At 39.5% G+C, this 15,783-nt stretch carries 10 protein-coding genes, 1 tRNA gene, 1 pseudogene and 1 riboswitch; of the genes and pseudogenes, 4 read left to right on the forward strand and 8 right to left on the reverse strand.

From position 1 onward, the window contains the following. The first annotated feature begins 31 nt into the window (after positions 1-31). Complete coding sequence (mnmE, locus tag HMPREF2613_RS04210) at positions 32-1,405, forward strand: tRNA uridine-5-carboxymethylaminomethyl(34) synthesis GTPase MnmE (RefSeq protein ID WP_070479218.1); 1,374 nt, start codon at positions 32-34, stop codon at positions 1,403-1,405. 46 nt (positions 1,406-1,451) lie between these two features. Here the strand turns inward: mnmE and dapA are convergent, their stop codons facing one another. From dapA to HMPREF2613_RS04230, 4 genes are all read right to left on the reverse strand, one after another. After that, positions 1,452-2,387 carry a 4-hydroxy-tetrahydrodipicolinate synthase gene (gene dapA / locus HMPREF2613_RS04215; protein WP_070479221.1) on the reverse strand — a complete coding sequence of 312 codons (936 nt, stop codon included), beginning with the start codon at positions 2,385-2,387 and terminating at the stop codon, positions 1,452-1,454. Between the two features lie 56 nt (positions 2,388-2,443). Beyond that, on the reverse strand, positions 2,444-3,520 hold the full coding sequence (locus HMPREF2613_RS04220) for an aspartate-semialdehyde dehydrogenase (protein ID WP_070479224.1): 1,077 nt from the start codon (positions 3,518-3,520) through the stop codon (positions 2,444-2,446). A gap of 379 nt (positions 3,521-3,899) precedes the next feature. Next, a tRNA-Thr gene (locus HMPREF2613_RS04225) sits at positions 3,900-3,972 on the reverse strand. A 99-nt stretch (positions 3,973-4,071) separates the two neighbouring features. After that, positions 4,072-4,581, reverse strand: a complete 510-nt coding sequence (locus HMPREF2613_RS04230) for a QueT transporter family protein (protein ID WP_000737072.1) — start codon at positions 4,579-4,581, stop codon at positions 4,072-4,074. Next, a riboswitch (PreQ1 riboswitch) is annotated at positions 4,579-4,675 on the reverse strand. (Overlaps the previous gene by 3 nt.) 28 nt (positions 4,676-4,703) lie before the next feature. Between HMPREF2613_RS04230 and HMPREF2613_RS04235 the strand changes: the two are divergent. Both HMPREF2613_RS04235 and mscL read left to right on the forward strand, forming a co-directional pair. After that, positions 4,704-5,136, forward strand: a pseudogene (locus tag HMPREF2613_RS04235) (GtrA family protein). Between the two features lie 85 nt (positions 5,137-5,221). Continuing rightward, positions 5,222-5,602 carry a large conductance mechanosensitive channel protein MscL gene (mscL, locus tag HMPREF2613_RS04240; protein ID WP_000910203.1) on the forward strand — a complete coding sequence of 127 codons (381 nt, stop codon included), beginning with the start codon at positions 5,222-5,224 and terminating at the stop codon, positions 5,600-5,602. 41 nt (positions 5,603-5,643) lie between these two features. Here the strand turns inward: mscL and hemH are convergent, their stop codons facing one another. After that, complete coding sequence (gene hemH, locus HMPREF2613_RS04245; RefSeq protein WP_070479226.1) at positions 5,644-6,738, reverse strand: ferrochelatase; 1,095 nt, start codon at positions 6,736-6,738, stop codon at positions 5,644-5,646. A gap of 153 nt (positions 6,739-6,891) precedes the next feature. On the opposite strand from hemH, the gene pepT reads away from it, so the two are divergent. After that, a complete protein-coding gene (gene pepT, locus HMPREF2613_RS04250; RefSeq protein ID WP_070479229.1) occupies positions 6,892-8,115 on the forward strand; it encodes a peptidase T in 1,224 nt (407 codons plus the stop codon). A 36-nt stretch (positions 8,116-8,151) separates the two neighbouring features. Here the strand turns inward: pepT and HMPREF2613_RS10925 are convergent, their stop codons facing one another. The 3 genes from HMPREF2613_RS10925 to HMPREF2613_RS04275 form a co-directional block, all read right to left on the reverse strand. Next, positions 8,152-12,189: a pneumococcal-type histidine triad protein gene (locus HMPREF2613_RS10925; RefSeq protein ID WP_083279207.1), complete on the reverse strand. Its 4,038-nt coding sequence runs from the start codon at positions 12,187-12,189 to the stop codon at positions 8,152-8,154. Between the two features lie 7 nt (positions 12,190-12,196). Next, positions 12,197-13,087, reverse strand: coding sequence for a zinc-binding lipoprotein AdcAII (adcAII, locus tag HMPREF2613_RS04270; RefSeq protein ID WP_398577595.1), 891 nt, complete (start codon positions 13,085-13,087; stop codon positions 12,197-12,199). Positions 13,088-13,267: 180 nt separating this feature from the next. Further along, the coding region (locus HMPREF2613_RS04275; protein ID WP_070479234.1) for a pneumococcal-type histidine triad protein at positions 13,268-15,783 on the reverse strand (2,516 nt) is incomplete at its 5' end.

The raw sequence follows: 15,783 nt of genomic DNA on the forward strand, positions 1-15,783 counted from the left end.
AAGAAAAGAGCTATTAATTAAAGGAAATATTATGATTACACGTGAATTTGATACCATCGCTGCTATCTCTACTCCACTAGGTGAAGGGGCTATTGGTATTGTCCGCCTGAGCGGGACAGATAGTTTTGCTATTGCGCAAAAGATTTTTAAAGGAAAAGACTTGAGCAAGGTTGCCAGCCACACTCTCAACTACGGTCACATTGTTGATCCTCTGACTGGAAAAGTCATGGACGAGGTCATGGTTGGAGCCATGAAATCTCCAAAAACATTCACTCGTGAGGATATTATCGAGATTAACACCCACGGTGGGATTGCCGTGACCAATGAAATTCTCCAACTAGCTATCCGTGAAGGAGCTCGATTAGCTGAGCCTGGTGAATTTACCAAACGTGCCTTTCTCAACGGTCGTGTGGACTTGACACAGGCTGAGGCTGTGATGGATATCATCCGTGCCAAAACTGACAAAGCCATGAACATTGCGGTCAAACAACTAGATGGTTCCCTTTCTGACCTTATTAACAATACCCGTCAAGAAATCCTCAATACACTTGCCCAAGTTGAGGTCAATATCGACTATCCTGAGTATGACGATGTTGAGGAAGCCACTACTGCTGTTGTCCGTGAGAAGACAATGGAGTTTGAACAATTACTAACTAATCTCCTTAGGACAGCCCGTCGCGGCAAAATCCTCCGTGAGGGAATTTCAACAGCTATCATCGGCCGTCCTAACGTTGGAAAATCCAGCCTCCTCAACAACCTCTTACGTGAGGACAAGGCTATCGTTACAGACATTGCTGGTACAACTCGAGATGTCATCGAAGAATACGTCAACATCAACGGTGTTCCTCTCAAATTGATTGACACAGCTGGTATTCGTGAAACGGATGATATCGTTGAACAAATTGGAGTTGAGCGTTCGAAAAAAGCCCTCAAGGAAGCCGACTTGGTTCTACTGGTGCTAAATGCCAGTGAACCACTAACCGCCCAAGACCGCCAACTCCTAGAAATCAGTCAGGAGACTAATCGCATTATTCTTCTTAATAAAACCGACCTGCCAGAAACGATTGAAACTTCAGAACTTCCTGAAGACGTTATTCGTATTTCAGTCCTAAAAAACCAAAATATTGATAAGATTGAAGAACGTATCAACAACCTCTTCTTTGAAAATGCTGGTCTAGTCGAGCAAGATGCTACTTACTTGTCCAACGCCCGTCATATTTCCTTGATTGAGAAGGCTGTTGAAAGTTTGCAAGCTGTTAATGAAGGGCTGGAACTAGGTATGCCAGTTGACTTGCTTCAAGTTGACTTGACCCGTACTTGGGAAATCCTCGGAGAAATCACTGGGGATGCTGCTCCTGATGAACTCATCACCCAACTCTTTAGCCAATTCTGTTTAGGAAAATAAGAAAAATCCATGATCCTTCATTAGGTCATGGATTTTATTGTCTTTATTAGTAATCTGGTCTTAAAACCCCTGTTACAGTTGCCTTAGTCGCTTCGTAGTCGCCATCTACGACAACCTTGATAATACGTTTAGCATCTTCTTCTGGTGCTGGAACTAGAGGTAGACGAGTTGGTCCAGCTTCAAATCCCATGTAGTTAAGAACCGCCTTAACAGGAGCAGGACTTGGATAAGAGAAGAGGGCATTGACCTTAGGAATGAATTTACGCTGAATAGCTGCGGCTTTTTTCATATCGCTTTCTGCAATTGCAGTGAACATCTCGTGCATCTCATCCCCATTTGTATGAGAGGCAACAGAAATAACCCCATCCGCACCAAGGTTCATGGCATGGAAAGCATCTCCATCCTCACCAGTATAGACCAAGAACTCTTCTGGCTTGTGCTCAATCAAGTAAGCCATATTAGCCAGGCTAGTACATTCTTTGACACCAATAATATTTGGATGGTCAGCCAAACGAAGCATGGTTTCTGGAGTCAATTCGACAACCACACGCCCTGGAATGTTATAGATAATAATAGGTAAGTCAGAAGCATCTGCAATTGCTTTAAAGTGCTGGTACATTCCTTCTTGCGAAGGTTTGTTGTAGTAAGGAACAATAGCAAGCCCAGCAGCAAAACCACCAAATTCTGCTACTTCTTTGACAAACTCAATAGAGTCACGCGTATCATTGGTACCCACACCCGCAATCAAAGGAACACGTCCATTGACAACTTTTTGTACAGCCGCAAAGAGCTCCAACTCTTCATCGTGAGTCAAGGTTGGACTCTCAGCAGTGGTACCTGCGAGAAGAATTCCATCCGTATGATGCGCCAACAGATGCTCAATCAAGGCTGGAATGGCATCAAAGTTGATGGAACCATCCTCGTGGAAGGGAGTAATAAAGGCTGTGATGATTTTACACTCTTTTAAATCTTTATAAGACATGAGAAACACCTCTCTATTTCAAAGAAGGAGTTCATCTGAACTCCTAAACAATATGACTATTTTAATTCAAATTTCAATTCAGCTGTTGGACGAACCAAGCCACGTTCGTGCAAAGTTTCTGCAATCTGAACTGAGTTCCAAGCAGCACCTTTGAGAAGGTTATCTGAAACAACCCACATGTGGATTCCTTTTTCAGCATCCAAGTCTTTACGGATACGACCAACAAAGGTATCACGCGAACCAACTGCATTGATGGCTTGAGGATAAATTTGATGAGCGACATCATCCTCAAGAACAGCACCTGGGAAAGCTGCGATAGCTGCTTTTACTTCTTCGATTGGAGCCACTTCTTTTGTTTCGATGTAAACAGACTCAGAGTGAGCTGACAAGACTGGAATACGCACACATGTTGCAGATACTGCAATGCTATCATCTTCCATGATTTTCTTAGTTTCCTTAGTCATCTTCATCTCTTCGTAAGTGTAATCATTGTCAGTGAAGACATCGATTTGTGGAAGAGCATTAAAAGCGATAGGATAATGTTTCTTATCACCACCTGAAGGCAAGATTTCCGCATGCAAATCACGTGGGTTTACACCATCATTCAAGACTTCACGAAGTTCACGTTGTGTCTCAAGAATTGCTCCCATACCAGCACCTGAAACTGCTTGGTAAGTTGAAACAATGATACGGTCTAAGCCCCATTTTTGGCGAACTGGCTCAAGAGCTACCATCATTTGAATTGTTGAACAGTTAGGGCAGGCAATGATTCCGTTGTGAGCATCAAGTGCATGAGCATTGACCTCTGGAACAACCAAAGGCACATCTGGATTTTGACGGAAGTAAGATGTATTATCTACTACTACTGCTCCAGCTTTCACTGCGTATGGTGCATACTTAGCTGATGTAGAACCACCTGCTGAAAAGAGAGCAATATCAACTCCTTCAAAAGCTGTTTCAGTCGTTTCTTCAATCGTAATATCTTGACCTTTAAATTTCAAAGTCTTGCCTGCTGAACGAGCAGAAGCAAGGTAACGGATTTTATCGATTGGAAGTGTTGATTCTTCCAACATTTTTATCATCTGAGCTCCGACAGCACCTGTCGCGCCGACTACAGCAACTGTATATCCCATAAATAACCTCTTTCGGAATTTTCTAAAAATTTCTATAATAGATGTATTATACTACTTTTTCCATGAATTGCAAAGCTTTTTCATCATTTTTTGGAAAATAAAAATCCCCAGTCGCTAGACTAGGGACTAAGAGGCATCTTCATGTGATGAGCAGGTTCACACAACTCATCAAGGTCCGCTCCTGCGTTATGACCTCCTTATGCTCAATAGTAGTCCGAAGACTACCTATCGACTCATCGCGTCTATTATATTACTAGAAATAAGTGGGTTTGTCAATAAAAAATTTTTGCAGGATGACTTTTATTATACAAAAGTCAGAATTTTTTCTCGCGAGCATAAGAAAAAACTCTTGTATTCAAGTGTTTCCCTGTAAATATCATGCTAATTGCCGGGATTGAACCGGCGACCTCATCCTTACCATGGATGCGCTCTGCCAACTGAGCTAAATCAGCTTACTTAAAAAGTATACTATAGTTAGATAATCTTGTCAAGTTTCCTTAGATATTTTCCATAAGAAAAAGCCAGGTAATAGCTACCTAGCTTATCTTCTTCTATTTGCTTAAATCAATTCGACGACCAATTTTACCAATAATAATCGCGCCAATAATCAATGAAGCAAATTCACCAATTCCTGTTGTGAACCAAGTAAGGAAAAATGGTAATTGCGCTACGATATTCAACTCGGCAGCAATTGTAAACATGGAAATTGAAAAGAGGATTGAAAAGAAGAAATGATCTTTTCGAATCAATCCATTAAAGAGGTAATCCTTGCTATATTTTGCAAAAAGCCAAACACCTAGACTGAGGAATACTAAGGTTGATCCACCACCAACAAAGACATCTAGCAGTCCGAAACTAAAGAAATTGGCAATCATACAACCGATAGTAACTCCGATAATGTACTTTGGATTGTAAAAAGCCATAAAGTTCATCATTTCTGAAATACGAAACTGATAAGCACCATAGCTGATGGCATTTAGGGGCGGTGTAACAGTCAAAACGACATAGATAGCAGCAACGATTGCAATATCTGCAACATCACGAATAGTTAATTTTTTCATCTTTTCTCCTTTGGCGGTTTCCCGCGTATAATATGCTTGGTGAAAGAAGCTAAGCACCAAGGGTTGATTTAATCAACCTTACTAGTATAGCACAATAGCCTGCTTTATGCTATACTAAAAGCATGAAAAAACGCATTCAAAGTCTCTTCGTGAATGAGCTCTTAGCCTATCTTTTTTTTTGGAATAGCAACTACTCTTGTCTCCATTCTAGCCAGATTAGTCATTTATCAATTAACCCATAAAGAACTCCTTGCAACTGGACTAGCAAATAGTATCGGTATCCTATTTGCATTTATTACAAATGATAGGCTTGTCTTTAAGCAAGCTAGAGAGAATTGGTCAATTCGTTTAGTAAAATTTACTATAGCACGTCTTTCTACTTTTCTTTTAGACTTGTTTTTAACTTTTCTATTTGTAACTCAGTTTCCTAATATTATCGGGCAATTTGTAAATTATAATATTAATAAGGTAAACAGTATTGAAACAGTTATTGCACAATTCTTAATAATTATCCTCAATTACATTTTTAGTAAGGTATTTATTTTTAAAAAATAAGAAAAAATTTAAGCATATAGTTTGCAAGAATTTCTTAATTAATATATAATTAAGTGTAAAAATTTTTTGAAAGGAAATTATGAAAATGTTAAAAGATCTTAAAGCATTTTTGCTTCGTGGTAATGTTGTTGACCTTGCTGTCGGTGTGATCATTGCTTCTGCTTTTGGTGCAATCGTTACATCACTTGTTAACGATATCATCACTCCACTTATTTTGAATCCAGCCTTGGAAGCTGCGAAAGTACAAAACATCGCTGAGCTTGCTTGGAATGGTGTTACATATGGTAAATTCTTGAGTGCTGTTATCAACTTCCTAGTTATCGGTACTGTTCTCTTCTTCGTTATCAAAGGTATTGAAAAAGCTCAAAGCCTTACTAAGAAAGAAGAAGCTGCTGAGGAAGCTCCAGCTGGTCCAACTGAGTTGGAAGTACTTCAAGAAATCAAAGCTCTCCTTGAGAAAAAATAATCGATTAAAAGGATCTAGCACAAAGCTAAATCCTTTTTTCTTTACTCTTTCGGTAACTTGCCTGCTTTCTCAAGCATTTTCTTAATAAGATAAGGCATCTTAACATTTTCACGACCTTTTTTCTCAATCAATTTTTTCACAAATTCTGGCATTTGTAAATCTTGAGATTCAGCCAAGATATTTTTCGTCTCATCTGAAGGAACTAACTCATCAAAGGTTTCTTCTTCTGGGAGAAATTCCTTAAACTCTTGATGTTCATTAGCTCTGACTGTATTAACCAAGGCATCAATCAAGCGATAATCCGTATTTGGCATTTGTGGACGATGGTAGTTCACCCCAAATTCTTGACACAAGTCATAACATTCCACATCATTGTCAAACAAGACTTCAATGTGCTCACTAATAAAACTAATAGGTACAAAAATATAATGGTCTGGATGTTCTTTCTGTTCTCTAAGATACTCCAAGACATCTGGCTTAATCCATGGAATCCCGATATCACTCTCACTTTGCCAGGTATTTGTATATTGCTCAGAACTCAAACCTAGTTTTTCAGCGACTAACTTGCTATTTTCAAAAATTTGGTCAATATAAGGGTCACCAAAATCCAAGGCAAAAATGGGCACACTGTGGGCTGAAAAAATGACTTTAAAGCTATCTTGCTTCACTTCATATTTTAAAATCTTAGCAATTTCATCTGCCCAATAGTTTAAGAGCGCTTCTTCTTGATACCAGTCTTTAATAACTAAAAATTGGATTTGCTTGCTTTCTAAAAATTTCTCATATCCCATGACAGAGTAAAAAGAATAATGAGGCTCCAAAATCAAGCAAATACACTGCTCGATTCCGTCTGCTTCCATCTGACCTATCACATCTGGGATAAAGGGTCTTGAAAACTTATTAGCAAAATAAACACTGTATTCATTCCTCAGCCTAGCTTCTACCAAGGCAACCTCTTCACGGGTAATTTTTTGCAAAGGCGTGCCTCCAATTCGTACATAATTATCATAGAGTGTTTGAATTTCATGGTCTTGAGGTCTCACTCCACGACGAATATTGGTGAAAAAATCAGCCACACCTTCAAAGGTAATCTCTTCTGGCGAACCGAAAGTCATCATTAAAATTGCTTTTTTCATAATCGCTTCCTTGTGATATTTTTATCAAGTTTATTTTATCATTAATTCGTTGATAAGTAAACGCCAACATAGCGAATTTCCCTAACTTCTGTCTTTTGTTTTTCTCTCTTTTCTATGATACAATGGAAAAAATGAATTCAAAAGGAGCTTTTTATGACTTACCCCAATCTCTTGGATCGCTTCTTAACCTACGTTAAGGTCAACACGCGCTCTGATGAACACTCTACTACTACTCCAAGTACGCAGAGTCAGGTAGATTTTGCTACCAATGTCCTTATTCCTGAAATGAAACGTGTTGGATTACAAAATGTTTATTATCTACCAAATGGTTTTGCAATTGGAACCTTGCCAGCCAATGATCCATCTTTAACACGTAAGATTGGCTTTATATCTCACATGGATACTGCTGATTTTAATGCCGAAGGAGTCAATCCACAGGTAATTGAAAACTACGATGGTGGTGTGATTGAACTTGGAAATTCTGGTTTCAAACTCGATCCAGCCGACTTCAAGAGTCTTGAAAAATATCCAGGACAAACACTCATCACAACCGATGGAACAACCTTACTAGGAGCTGATGACAAGTCAGGAATTGCTGAGATTATGACAGCCATTGAATATCTGACTGCCCATCCTGAAATCAAGCACTGTGAAATTCGTGTTGGTTTTGGACCAGATGAAGAAATCGGTGTTGGTGCTAATCAATTTGATGCAGAAGATTTTGATGTGGATTTTGCTTATACTGTAGATGGTGGACGTCTCGGAGAACTTCAGTACGAGACTTTTTCAGCAGCTGGGGCTGAATTGCATTTCCAAGGTCGCAATGTCCACCCTGGTACCGCCAAAGGGCAAATGGTCAACGCCCTTCAGTTAGCAATTGATTTTCATAACCAACTTCCAGAGAATGAACGTCCTGAGTTGACATCAGGTTACCAAGGCTTCTACCATCTTATGGATGTGACTGGAAGCGTTGAGGAGGCGCGTGCAAGCTACATCATTCGCGATTTTGAAAAGGATGCCTTTGAAGCTCGTAAGAAAGCTATGCAAGCAATCGCTGATAAAATGAATCAAGAACTTGATAGCGACCGTGTCACCCTGAACTTGACAGACCAGTACTACAATATGAAAGAAGTCATTGAAAAAGATATGACTCCAATTACCATTGCTAAAGCCGTTATGGAAGATTTAGGTATCACTCCTATAATCGAACCAATCCGTGGAGGGACAGACGGCTCTAAAATTTCCTTTATGGGAATCCCTACTCCCAATATCTTTGCGGGTGGTGAAAATATGCACGGACGTTTTGAATACGTCAGCCTTCAGACTATGGAACGTGCAGTTGATACCATCATTGGTATCGTAGCTTATAGAGACTAAAAAAGACGAGGTAGCTCAGCTACCTCGCCTTTCTTTTTATTCTGCTGGTTTTTCTTGATTTCCAGTACTTGTTGTAGATTCTGTTGTTTCCTTTTCTGAAGTTGATTCATCTGGTTTAGAATCTGTTGCCTTGCTCGGTTTGTTTTCGTCGATGGCAGTTTCACTGTTAGATTCTGTAGTTGAGTTAGGTTGGTTTTCAGCACTTGTCTTATCACCATTTGATTCAGCATTTGTTGATGGAGTTGTTTCTTCACTTGCACTTGATTTTGACTTGATTTCTTGATTCAAGACTAGGATAGTTTTTGTCAATTCAAGTAAAGCGGCTTTATCCTTACTCTTAGCAGAAAGTTGATCTAGTAATGCATCCACCTTATCAAAGTCGGCATCAGAACCCTTATTGTTTTCTAAGTATGCGTGAAGCGACATAAGAATATCGTAGAGTTTTTGATAAAGTACAAGTGTCTGAGGATCTTGCTCTGCATTTTCCTCCTCTTGTTGAAGGGCGCTAGCAATACGAGTCAAGACATCTTTTACCTGGCTGTTTACTTCATCCAAGTCTGCATCAACCTTGTTTGTAGCAGCTTTGAGATTTTCTACTTCTTCTGCCAAGGATTGTCTGATTCCTTCTTCTTGGATTTGTTCCAAGAGTTGAGTTGCCTTGCTCAAAAGACTTTCTACTTCTTCCTTGCTGACATGATTGACATGCTCTTCAGGCATAAAGTCTCCGTACAATTCTTTCAAGAAGCCATAAATAGCTGTCTTAGCAGTTTGGTTATCTACTTTTTCAGTATCTAGAACTGTCTTAGTCGATTTAGCAGTAGTTGGTTGAGCTTTCAAAGCTTCTTCCACTTCTTGTTTTGCCTGATAGATGCTTGGGAATAATTTGTTCAATTCTGCTGCCTTAAGGAAAGATTGAGATTGATACAAGGTCCAAGTCAACTGAGCCACTTTATTACGAAGTTCATCATTTAAACGACCGTCATTTACGTGTTCGTAGAAATACTTGATGTATTCTACAGTTGTAACACCTGTTCGATCATTAAAATCTTGAAGAGCTTGAAGTTGTGATTCAACCGCTGCTAAAGCAGCCTCATCTTTTGCCAATTTAGCTTCTTGAAGTCGAACAAGAAGGTCTTTCTTAGGAAGTCCATAAGAGTCTGTATCCAGTGTATTGATTTTATCAATCAAGGCTTGATATTTCTTATCTAAAGCACTTGTTTCAGTAGGTTTAACACTTTCATCAATATGGATATATTGCTTATCAAAGAGATCAAGTGTCGCAAGATAACCTGCTGTAGAGTTAGTTGCCAGTTTCTTCATGTTCTCAGTAAACTGACCTAAAGCTAACTCAATCTGTCTTTGTTCGATAGGCTTGTCTTTGTAGATGCTTCTGCTATCAGCTAAAAGTTGATCTACTTTTTCCAAGACTGCCTTCTCATCAAAAGCTCCAGGTTGATAATTGGATTGTAGGGCTGGAATCTTATTTTTCAAAGCCACTTCATAGCCCTTAGTTTGCACCTTGATGTAGTGATTATGGTCGCCATGAGGAATCACAAAACTACCATTTTCTACCTGTAAACTATAAGGAGACACACCATCTCGCAAAGCAGTAGTATAAAGTTCATTTAGGAAATCAAGTTCTGGGTTGCCAGTTTGGAGTGGCAAACGAACATGTTCCTTACGAACAGCATATGGGTGGATATGAGTTGGATCGTAAGCTTGGTCTGGATTTCCAAAGACAAAGAATCCGTTTGAAATTCTAATCGCTTCAAGTGGAACACCGTAGGTCTTCGAAATATAAGCAATCTTTTCTTCATCGCTAGCATCTCTTGAGAAAGACTCTACCGTTTTAGCAAGAGGTTTTACAGGCTCCGCATCATGATGTGTTTTCAAATGATCCTGAGCTGCCTTAATTTGCTCTGCTGTCAAATCTTTCTTGAAGAAGTAATGATTGTGGTCACCATGACTCATGACAAAGCCTTGTTCATCCTCACTGATGACACGATTAGCATCAAAACCGTGATCATGGTCTTTATCATGTTTGTGGCCATGATTATCGTTATCGTGTTCATCATCATGGGCTGGGCTTGGTGTTACTGTCGTTTTACCTCTCAAATGATCCTGCGCGGCCTTAATTTGGTCAGCTGTCAAATCTTTCTTGAAGAAGTAATGATTATGGTCTCCGTGACTCATGACAAAGCCTGCCGCATCTTCACTGATGACACGATTAGCATCAAAACCGTGATCATGGTCTTCATCATGTTTGTGGCCATGATTATCGTTATCGTGTTCATCATCATGGGCTGGGCTTGGTGTTACTGTCGTTTTACCTCTCAAATGATCCTGCGCGGCCTTGATTTGTTCTGGTGTTAGATCCTTCTTAAAGAAGTAATGATTATGGTCTCCGTGAGTCATGACAAATCCTGCGGCATCTTCACTGATGACTCTATCTGCATCAAAACCATGATTATGCTCCTCATCACGATGGTTCCCATGATTATCGTTATCGTGTTCATCATCATGTGCTGGACTTGGTACTGATGGCGTTTTACTTTTCAGATGATTTTGGGCGCCCTTAATTTGCTCTGCTGTCAAATCTTTCTTGAAAAAGTAATGATTGTGATCACCGTGTGACATGACAAAGCCTTGATCATCCTCACTGATGACACGATTGGCATCAAAACCATGATCATGGTCTTCATCATGATGGTTCCCATGATTATCTTTATCGTGTTCATCATCATGTGCTGGACTTGGTGTTACTGGCGTCTTACCTCTTAAATGATCTTGAGCCGACTTAATTTGCTCTGCTGTCAAATCTTTCTTAAAGAAGTAATGATTGTGGTCACCGTGTGACATGACAAAGCCTTGTTCATCCTCACTGATGACACGATTAGCATCAAAACCGTGATCATGGTCTTCATCATGATGAGCGTCATGTCCATGTTCTTCATGCTTATGTGCCTGACTTCCATGATCACCGTCTTTCTCATGATGATGGTTTTGCTGAGTAGGTTTTTCTGCTGGTTTGCTTGGATTCTCCAATGGTGTTGGTTTCTCACTGTCACTAGTTAGAGGAATCATTCTCGCAATCTTTTCTTCTAATGCAGAAAGCTTTGTATATGGGATGAAATGATAGTGGTTTCCATGAGGAATCGCTACACCACTCGGTGTCCTGCTTGAAATCTTAGCAGGGTCAAAAGTCAAACCATCCGATTCAGTATATCGTTGAGTACTTGGAAGAGCATAAAGCTGCTGTAATAGACTTTGAAGACTCTCGGATTTATTAGTTGGTATTTCAGCCTGTTGAATAGGCTTGGTAGTTTGACCAGTCCCATTTGTACTTGAACGATAGTCAGTCACACTAGGCTGATTTCTAGTTCCAGAGAGATAGGCTTGAGCTGCAGCCAATTCACTAGCAGACAAGGAACTCTTTGGAATGTAGTGGTAATGTCCACCGTGAGGGACGATATAAGCATCCCCAGTATCCTCTATAATATCAGATGCATTAAAGATGTAGCCATCATCAGTAGTATAGCGACCTTGAGATTGAGCAAGCGCCACTGCACTATTAGATGTTGGTGCATCGTGAGTATGACCTTGTTTTTGGCGTTCAATTTCGTCCTTCGAACGAACGTTATCCGCATGTGCCACATCCTTAAGGTAAACATAATATTTACCATCCACCTTGATAATGTAACCACCTTTGACTTCGTTGACAATATCAGCGTCTTTCAATTGATAATTGGCATCTTTCATCAGAAGTTCTTCACTGAAAATCGCATCAAAAGGAACTTTCCCATTATAATAATGGAAATGATCACCGTGTGAAGTCACATAACCTTGATCAGTGATTTTCACAACAATCTGTTCAGCCTGAATATCTTCTTTTTTGCTAACTTGCTCTGGTGTTTGTGTCTCTGTTTTTTGAGTGTCTTGTTTCCCATCGACATAAGATACACGATTCGTATCTTTATTCTCTCCTGTCTGATGTTGATTCAATGCATAAATACAAAGACTTAAAGAAAGGACGACAGCTGCACCAGCAGCAAGTTTCTTCTTATTTATTTTCATAATCTCCTCATTTCAATTCTTCTGCTAGAACACTCATATTGTCTTCTAGGTTTTCTAGATAAGTCTTGTCATTTTGTGGGTCTGCCTCTAAAGGATTAAGAGTTTTAAGCCCCACACCTGTTGATTTGACAAGAGTTTCAGCTACTTTCGAAGAAGCATTACTTTCTGTAAAAATCGTCTTAACCTTATAGGTTTTAACAAATTCCTGAATTTCTGTTAGTTGTCTTGGACTTGGTTCTTGTTCTGGAGAGATACCTGCGATTCCAAGTTGATTGAGTCCAAATCGCTTAGCTAGATAAGAAAAGGCTGTATGTTGGGTTACAAATGTTTTCTGACTCGCTTTTTCAAATTTAGGTTGGAATTTCTTAGTCAATTCTTGAGCTTTTTTGATAAAGGCTTGCGCATTTTTTTGATAAGTTTCTTTGTGTTCACTATCAACCTCTGAAAGTTTATCAGCTATAATTTGGGCTTCTTCGCCAGCTTTTTCAGGATCTAACCAAGTGTGAGGGTCATAAAGCGTTTTTTCATCAACTCCATCACCTGCTTCCACATCTTCTAGACCAGGGACACGATCCAATGTCATTCCTTCTGAAGCCTCTAAAACCTTAACTTTAGATTTTTTTAGATTGGGATCTAAACTTCCTGCCCAAGATTCGAGTGTATGCGAATGGTAGACAAATACATCTGCATCATAGATGGCTGCGATATCATTTGCTGAAGGTTCGAAGGAGTGAATTCCGCTACTTGACTGAATCATTCGAACATCATTCAAGTCACCAGATACTTCCTTGACCATGGCATAAATAGGATAAAAACTGGTCACAATTTTCATCCCTTTACCTGACTGGCTTTCCTTTTGGCCACAAGCAGCTAATACCAGAACCAATACACTGGTCATCAATACTAAAATCGTCCTCTTTTTCACTATAACTCCTTAACTAGTGTTTAACCATTTAATTAACTAGTAAATAGTTTATCTTTATTTAGAAAATATGTCAAGAATTTTTACACAATTTCATAAAAAAGAGAACAGAATCCATATTCTGCTCCCTTTTTATCTTCTATAATAGTTGTATAGTTACTTACTCTCCTTTAACAAGACTAATAGCTTTTCAGCTTCTGCCATAATAGTATTGTTGTCCTGGGAACCAAATAACAGGTTATTTTTTAATCCTGTGAGAGTTTCGTTGGCATTGGACTTAAGAATTGGGTCCTGAATCTTTTTAAGTAACTCTTCCGCCTCTCTCAGTTTTTCTTCAACCTTTTCAGTTTCAACCTGAGGTTCCTCTGGTTCCGATGGTGATTCTTCTTCTGATTCCTCTGGTTCTTTTGGTTTTGGAGATTCTGCTTTCTCAGTTTTCGGTTTTTCTTCGCGAGGTTTTTCCTCCTCAATTTTTTCTGTCTGAGGTTTCTCCTCTGTTGGTTTCTCTGTTTGATTGTTAGTAGCTTGACTATTGTGGTTTCTTTGAACATGGTCGCTCGCATTGCCCCAACCACTATCTGAATGTGGACGTTCGTTTGGATGTTCGACATAATACTTCACAGTTTCAAATAGCTCTTCTAAAGTATACCCCTTAGGTGCCTCATAAAGTCCTTCGTCAAACCACTCAAATTTGATGTTATGGTAATGGTCATAATGAGGTATAATCAAACTTCCATTTTTAACTTCCACAGTATGTTGGAGATTGTAAGGCATACGGTCAAGTGGTACCTTCTTAGCTGCTTTTACTCGATTGTAAATCGCTTCTGCTCCCTTAGCCTCAGTATTTCCTGAACTTTGATAATTTGTTGAAGGAGGCGTCAAACCTTTCTCTTTAGCATAAGCTTGACCTGCTGCTCTTTCAGCTTCAGACAAACTTTCTTTCTTAATCCAATGACTGTGGCTCATATGCGGAGTTACATAGGCATCCCCCTCATCACTGGTGATATCACGAGGATCAAAGATATAGCCATCTTCTGTTGTATACTTGCCTGCCAACTTGGCTACTTGAATCTCATCATCTGTGTAAGCTATTTGTGCATTTGGTTTTCCTAAACGTTCTGGATGACGAATCGGCGCTAGAAAAGCAAGGATATCATCAACTAACTTGACTTTATCACTTGACTCATCGTTGAGACGTTCCAATAGTCTATCCAAAGCGTCAAAATCAGCTTGGCGTCCTTTATTGGAAACCAAATCTTGATGAACTGTTGCTAGTAAATCATAAACTTTGTTGTAAAATTTTTGATCACCAGATGCAAGATTGGTTTTCTTAGCTCCTAACTCATGAGACAAACTTTCTTGTTTGGCAAGTTTATTATCAATGGCTGCAACAGTTTCTGCTGAAAGTTCCTTGGCAGAAATATAACGCGAAATTCCATTCTCTTCGAAGACATAACCATCAACCACCTTTCGAATCGCCTGTTTTACCAATTTTCCATCAATTGGATTGCTTGGAGCTAGTTGAGGATTTGGTACAGGTTGTGGACTTGGTATTGGGGTAGGCTCTGGAGCAGGGATTGGAGTCGGAATTGGTTTTAATTCTTTATCACCTGCAGTAGTATGATTTCCTTGATAATTTTCAGAAATCATTCTTGCAATCTTCTGCTCTAAATCAGACATTTGAGAATAAGGAATAAAGTGATAATGATCTCCGTGTGGCACTGCAACACCATTCGCAGTTTTTCTTGTAATCTGCGCCGGATCAAAGACAAGTCCATCTGATTCCACATGTCGTTGGCTAAGCGGCAAAGCATAAAGTTGTTTCAAGAGACTGGATACGTCTTCACTCGGACTAGCTTGATAGCTATTATCCACTTGTGGGCTAACACTTGGAGTCCATCTTCTAGTATTTGCTTCAACATTGCTTTGATTCATTTGTCCATATGAACTACTATTTGATGCCTCTGATGAGCTGCTAGAAGAATTTGTTGAAGGACGATACCCAACTGAGCTTGGTTGATTAGTCTTTCCAGATAGGAAGGCTCGAGCTGCAGCTAATTCACTGGCAGACAAGTCACTCTTAGGAATATAGTGGAAATGATTGCCATGAGGAACTATATAGGCATCACCTGTGTCCTCAATGATATCAGAGGCATTAAAGATATAACCATCATCCGTTGTATAACGACCCTCAGCTCTGGCAGCGACTACTGCTTTATCGCTAGAACCACCTCCGTGATTACTACCGTGTTCCTGCTTCTGACGAGTGATTTCTTCTTTTGAGCGAACATTATCAGCATGTGCTGCGTCCTTAAGATAGACATAATACTTACCATCTACCTTAATCACATAGCCACCCTTGATTTCATTGACAATGTCTGAATCCTTCAACTGATAATTCGGATCTTTCATCAGCAGTTCTTCACTGATGATAGCGTCATAAGGAACCTTGCCATTATAGTAATGATAATGATCTCCATGAGAGGTCACATAACCTTGGTCAGTAATCTTGATAACAATTTGCTCAGCATTTATACCTTCTTTTTTACTGACTTCATCAGGTGTCAAAGTCTCTGCCTTTTGGCTTGGTTGGTTACCATCAATGTATGAAACACGATTATTTTCTTTTACAGTTTGGGCTTGATGCAAACCTAGTTCATAAGCACAGACAC

The organism is Streptococcus sp. HMSC070B10 (genome assembly GCF_001808665.1).
Classification (GTDB): domain Bacteria; phylum Bacillota; class Bacilli; order Lactobacillales; family Streptococcaceae; genus Streptococcus.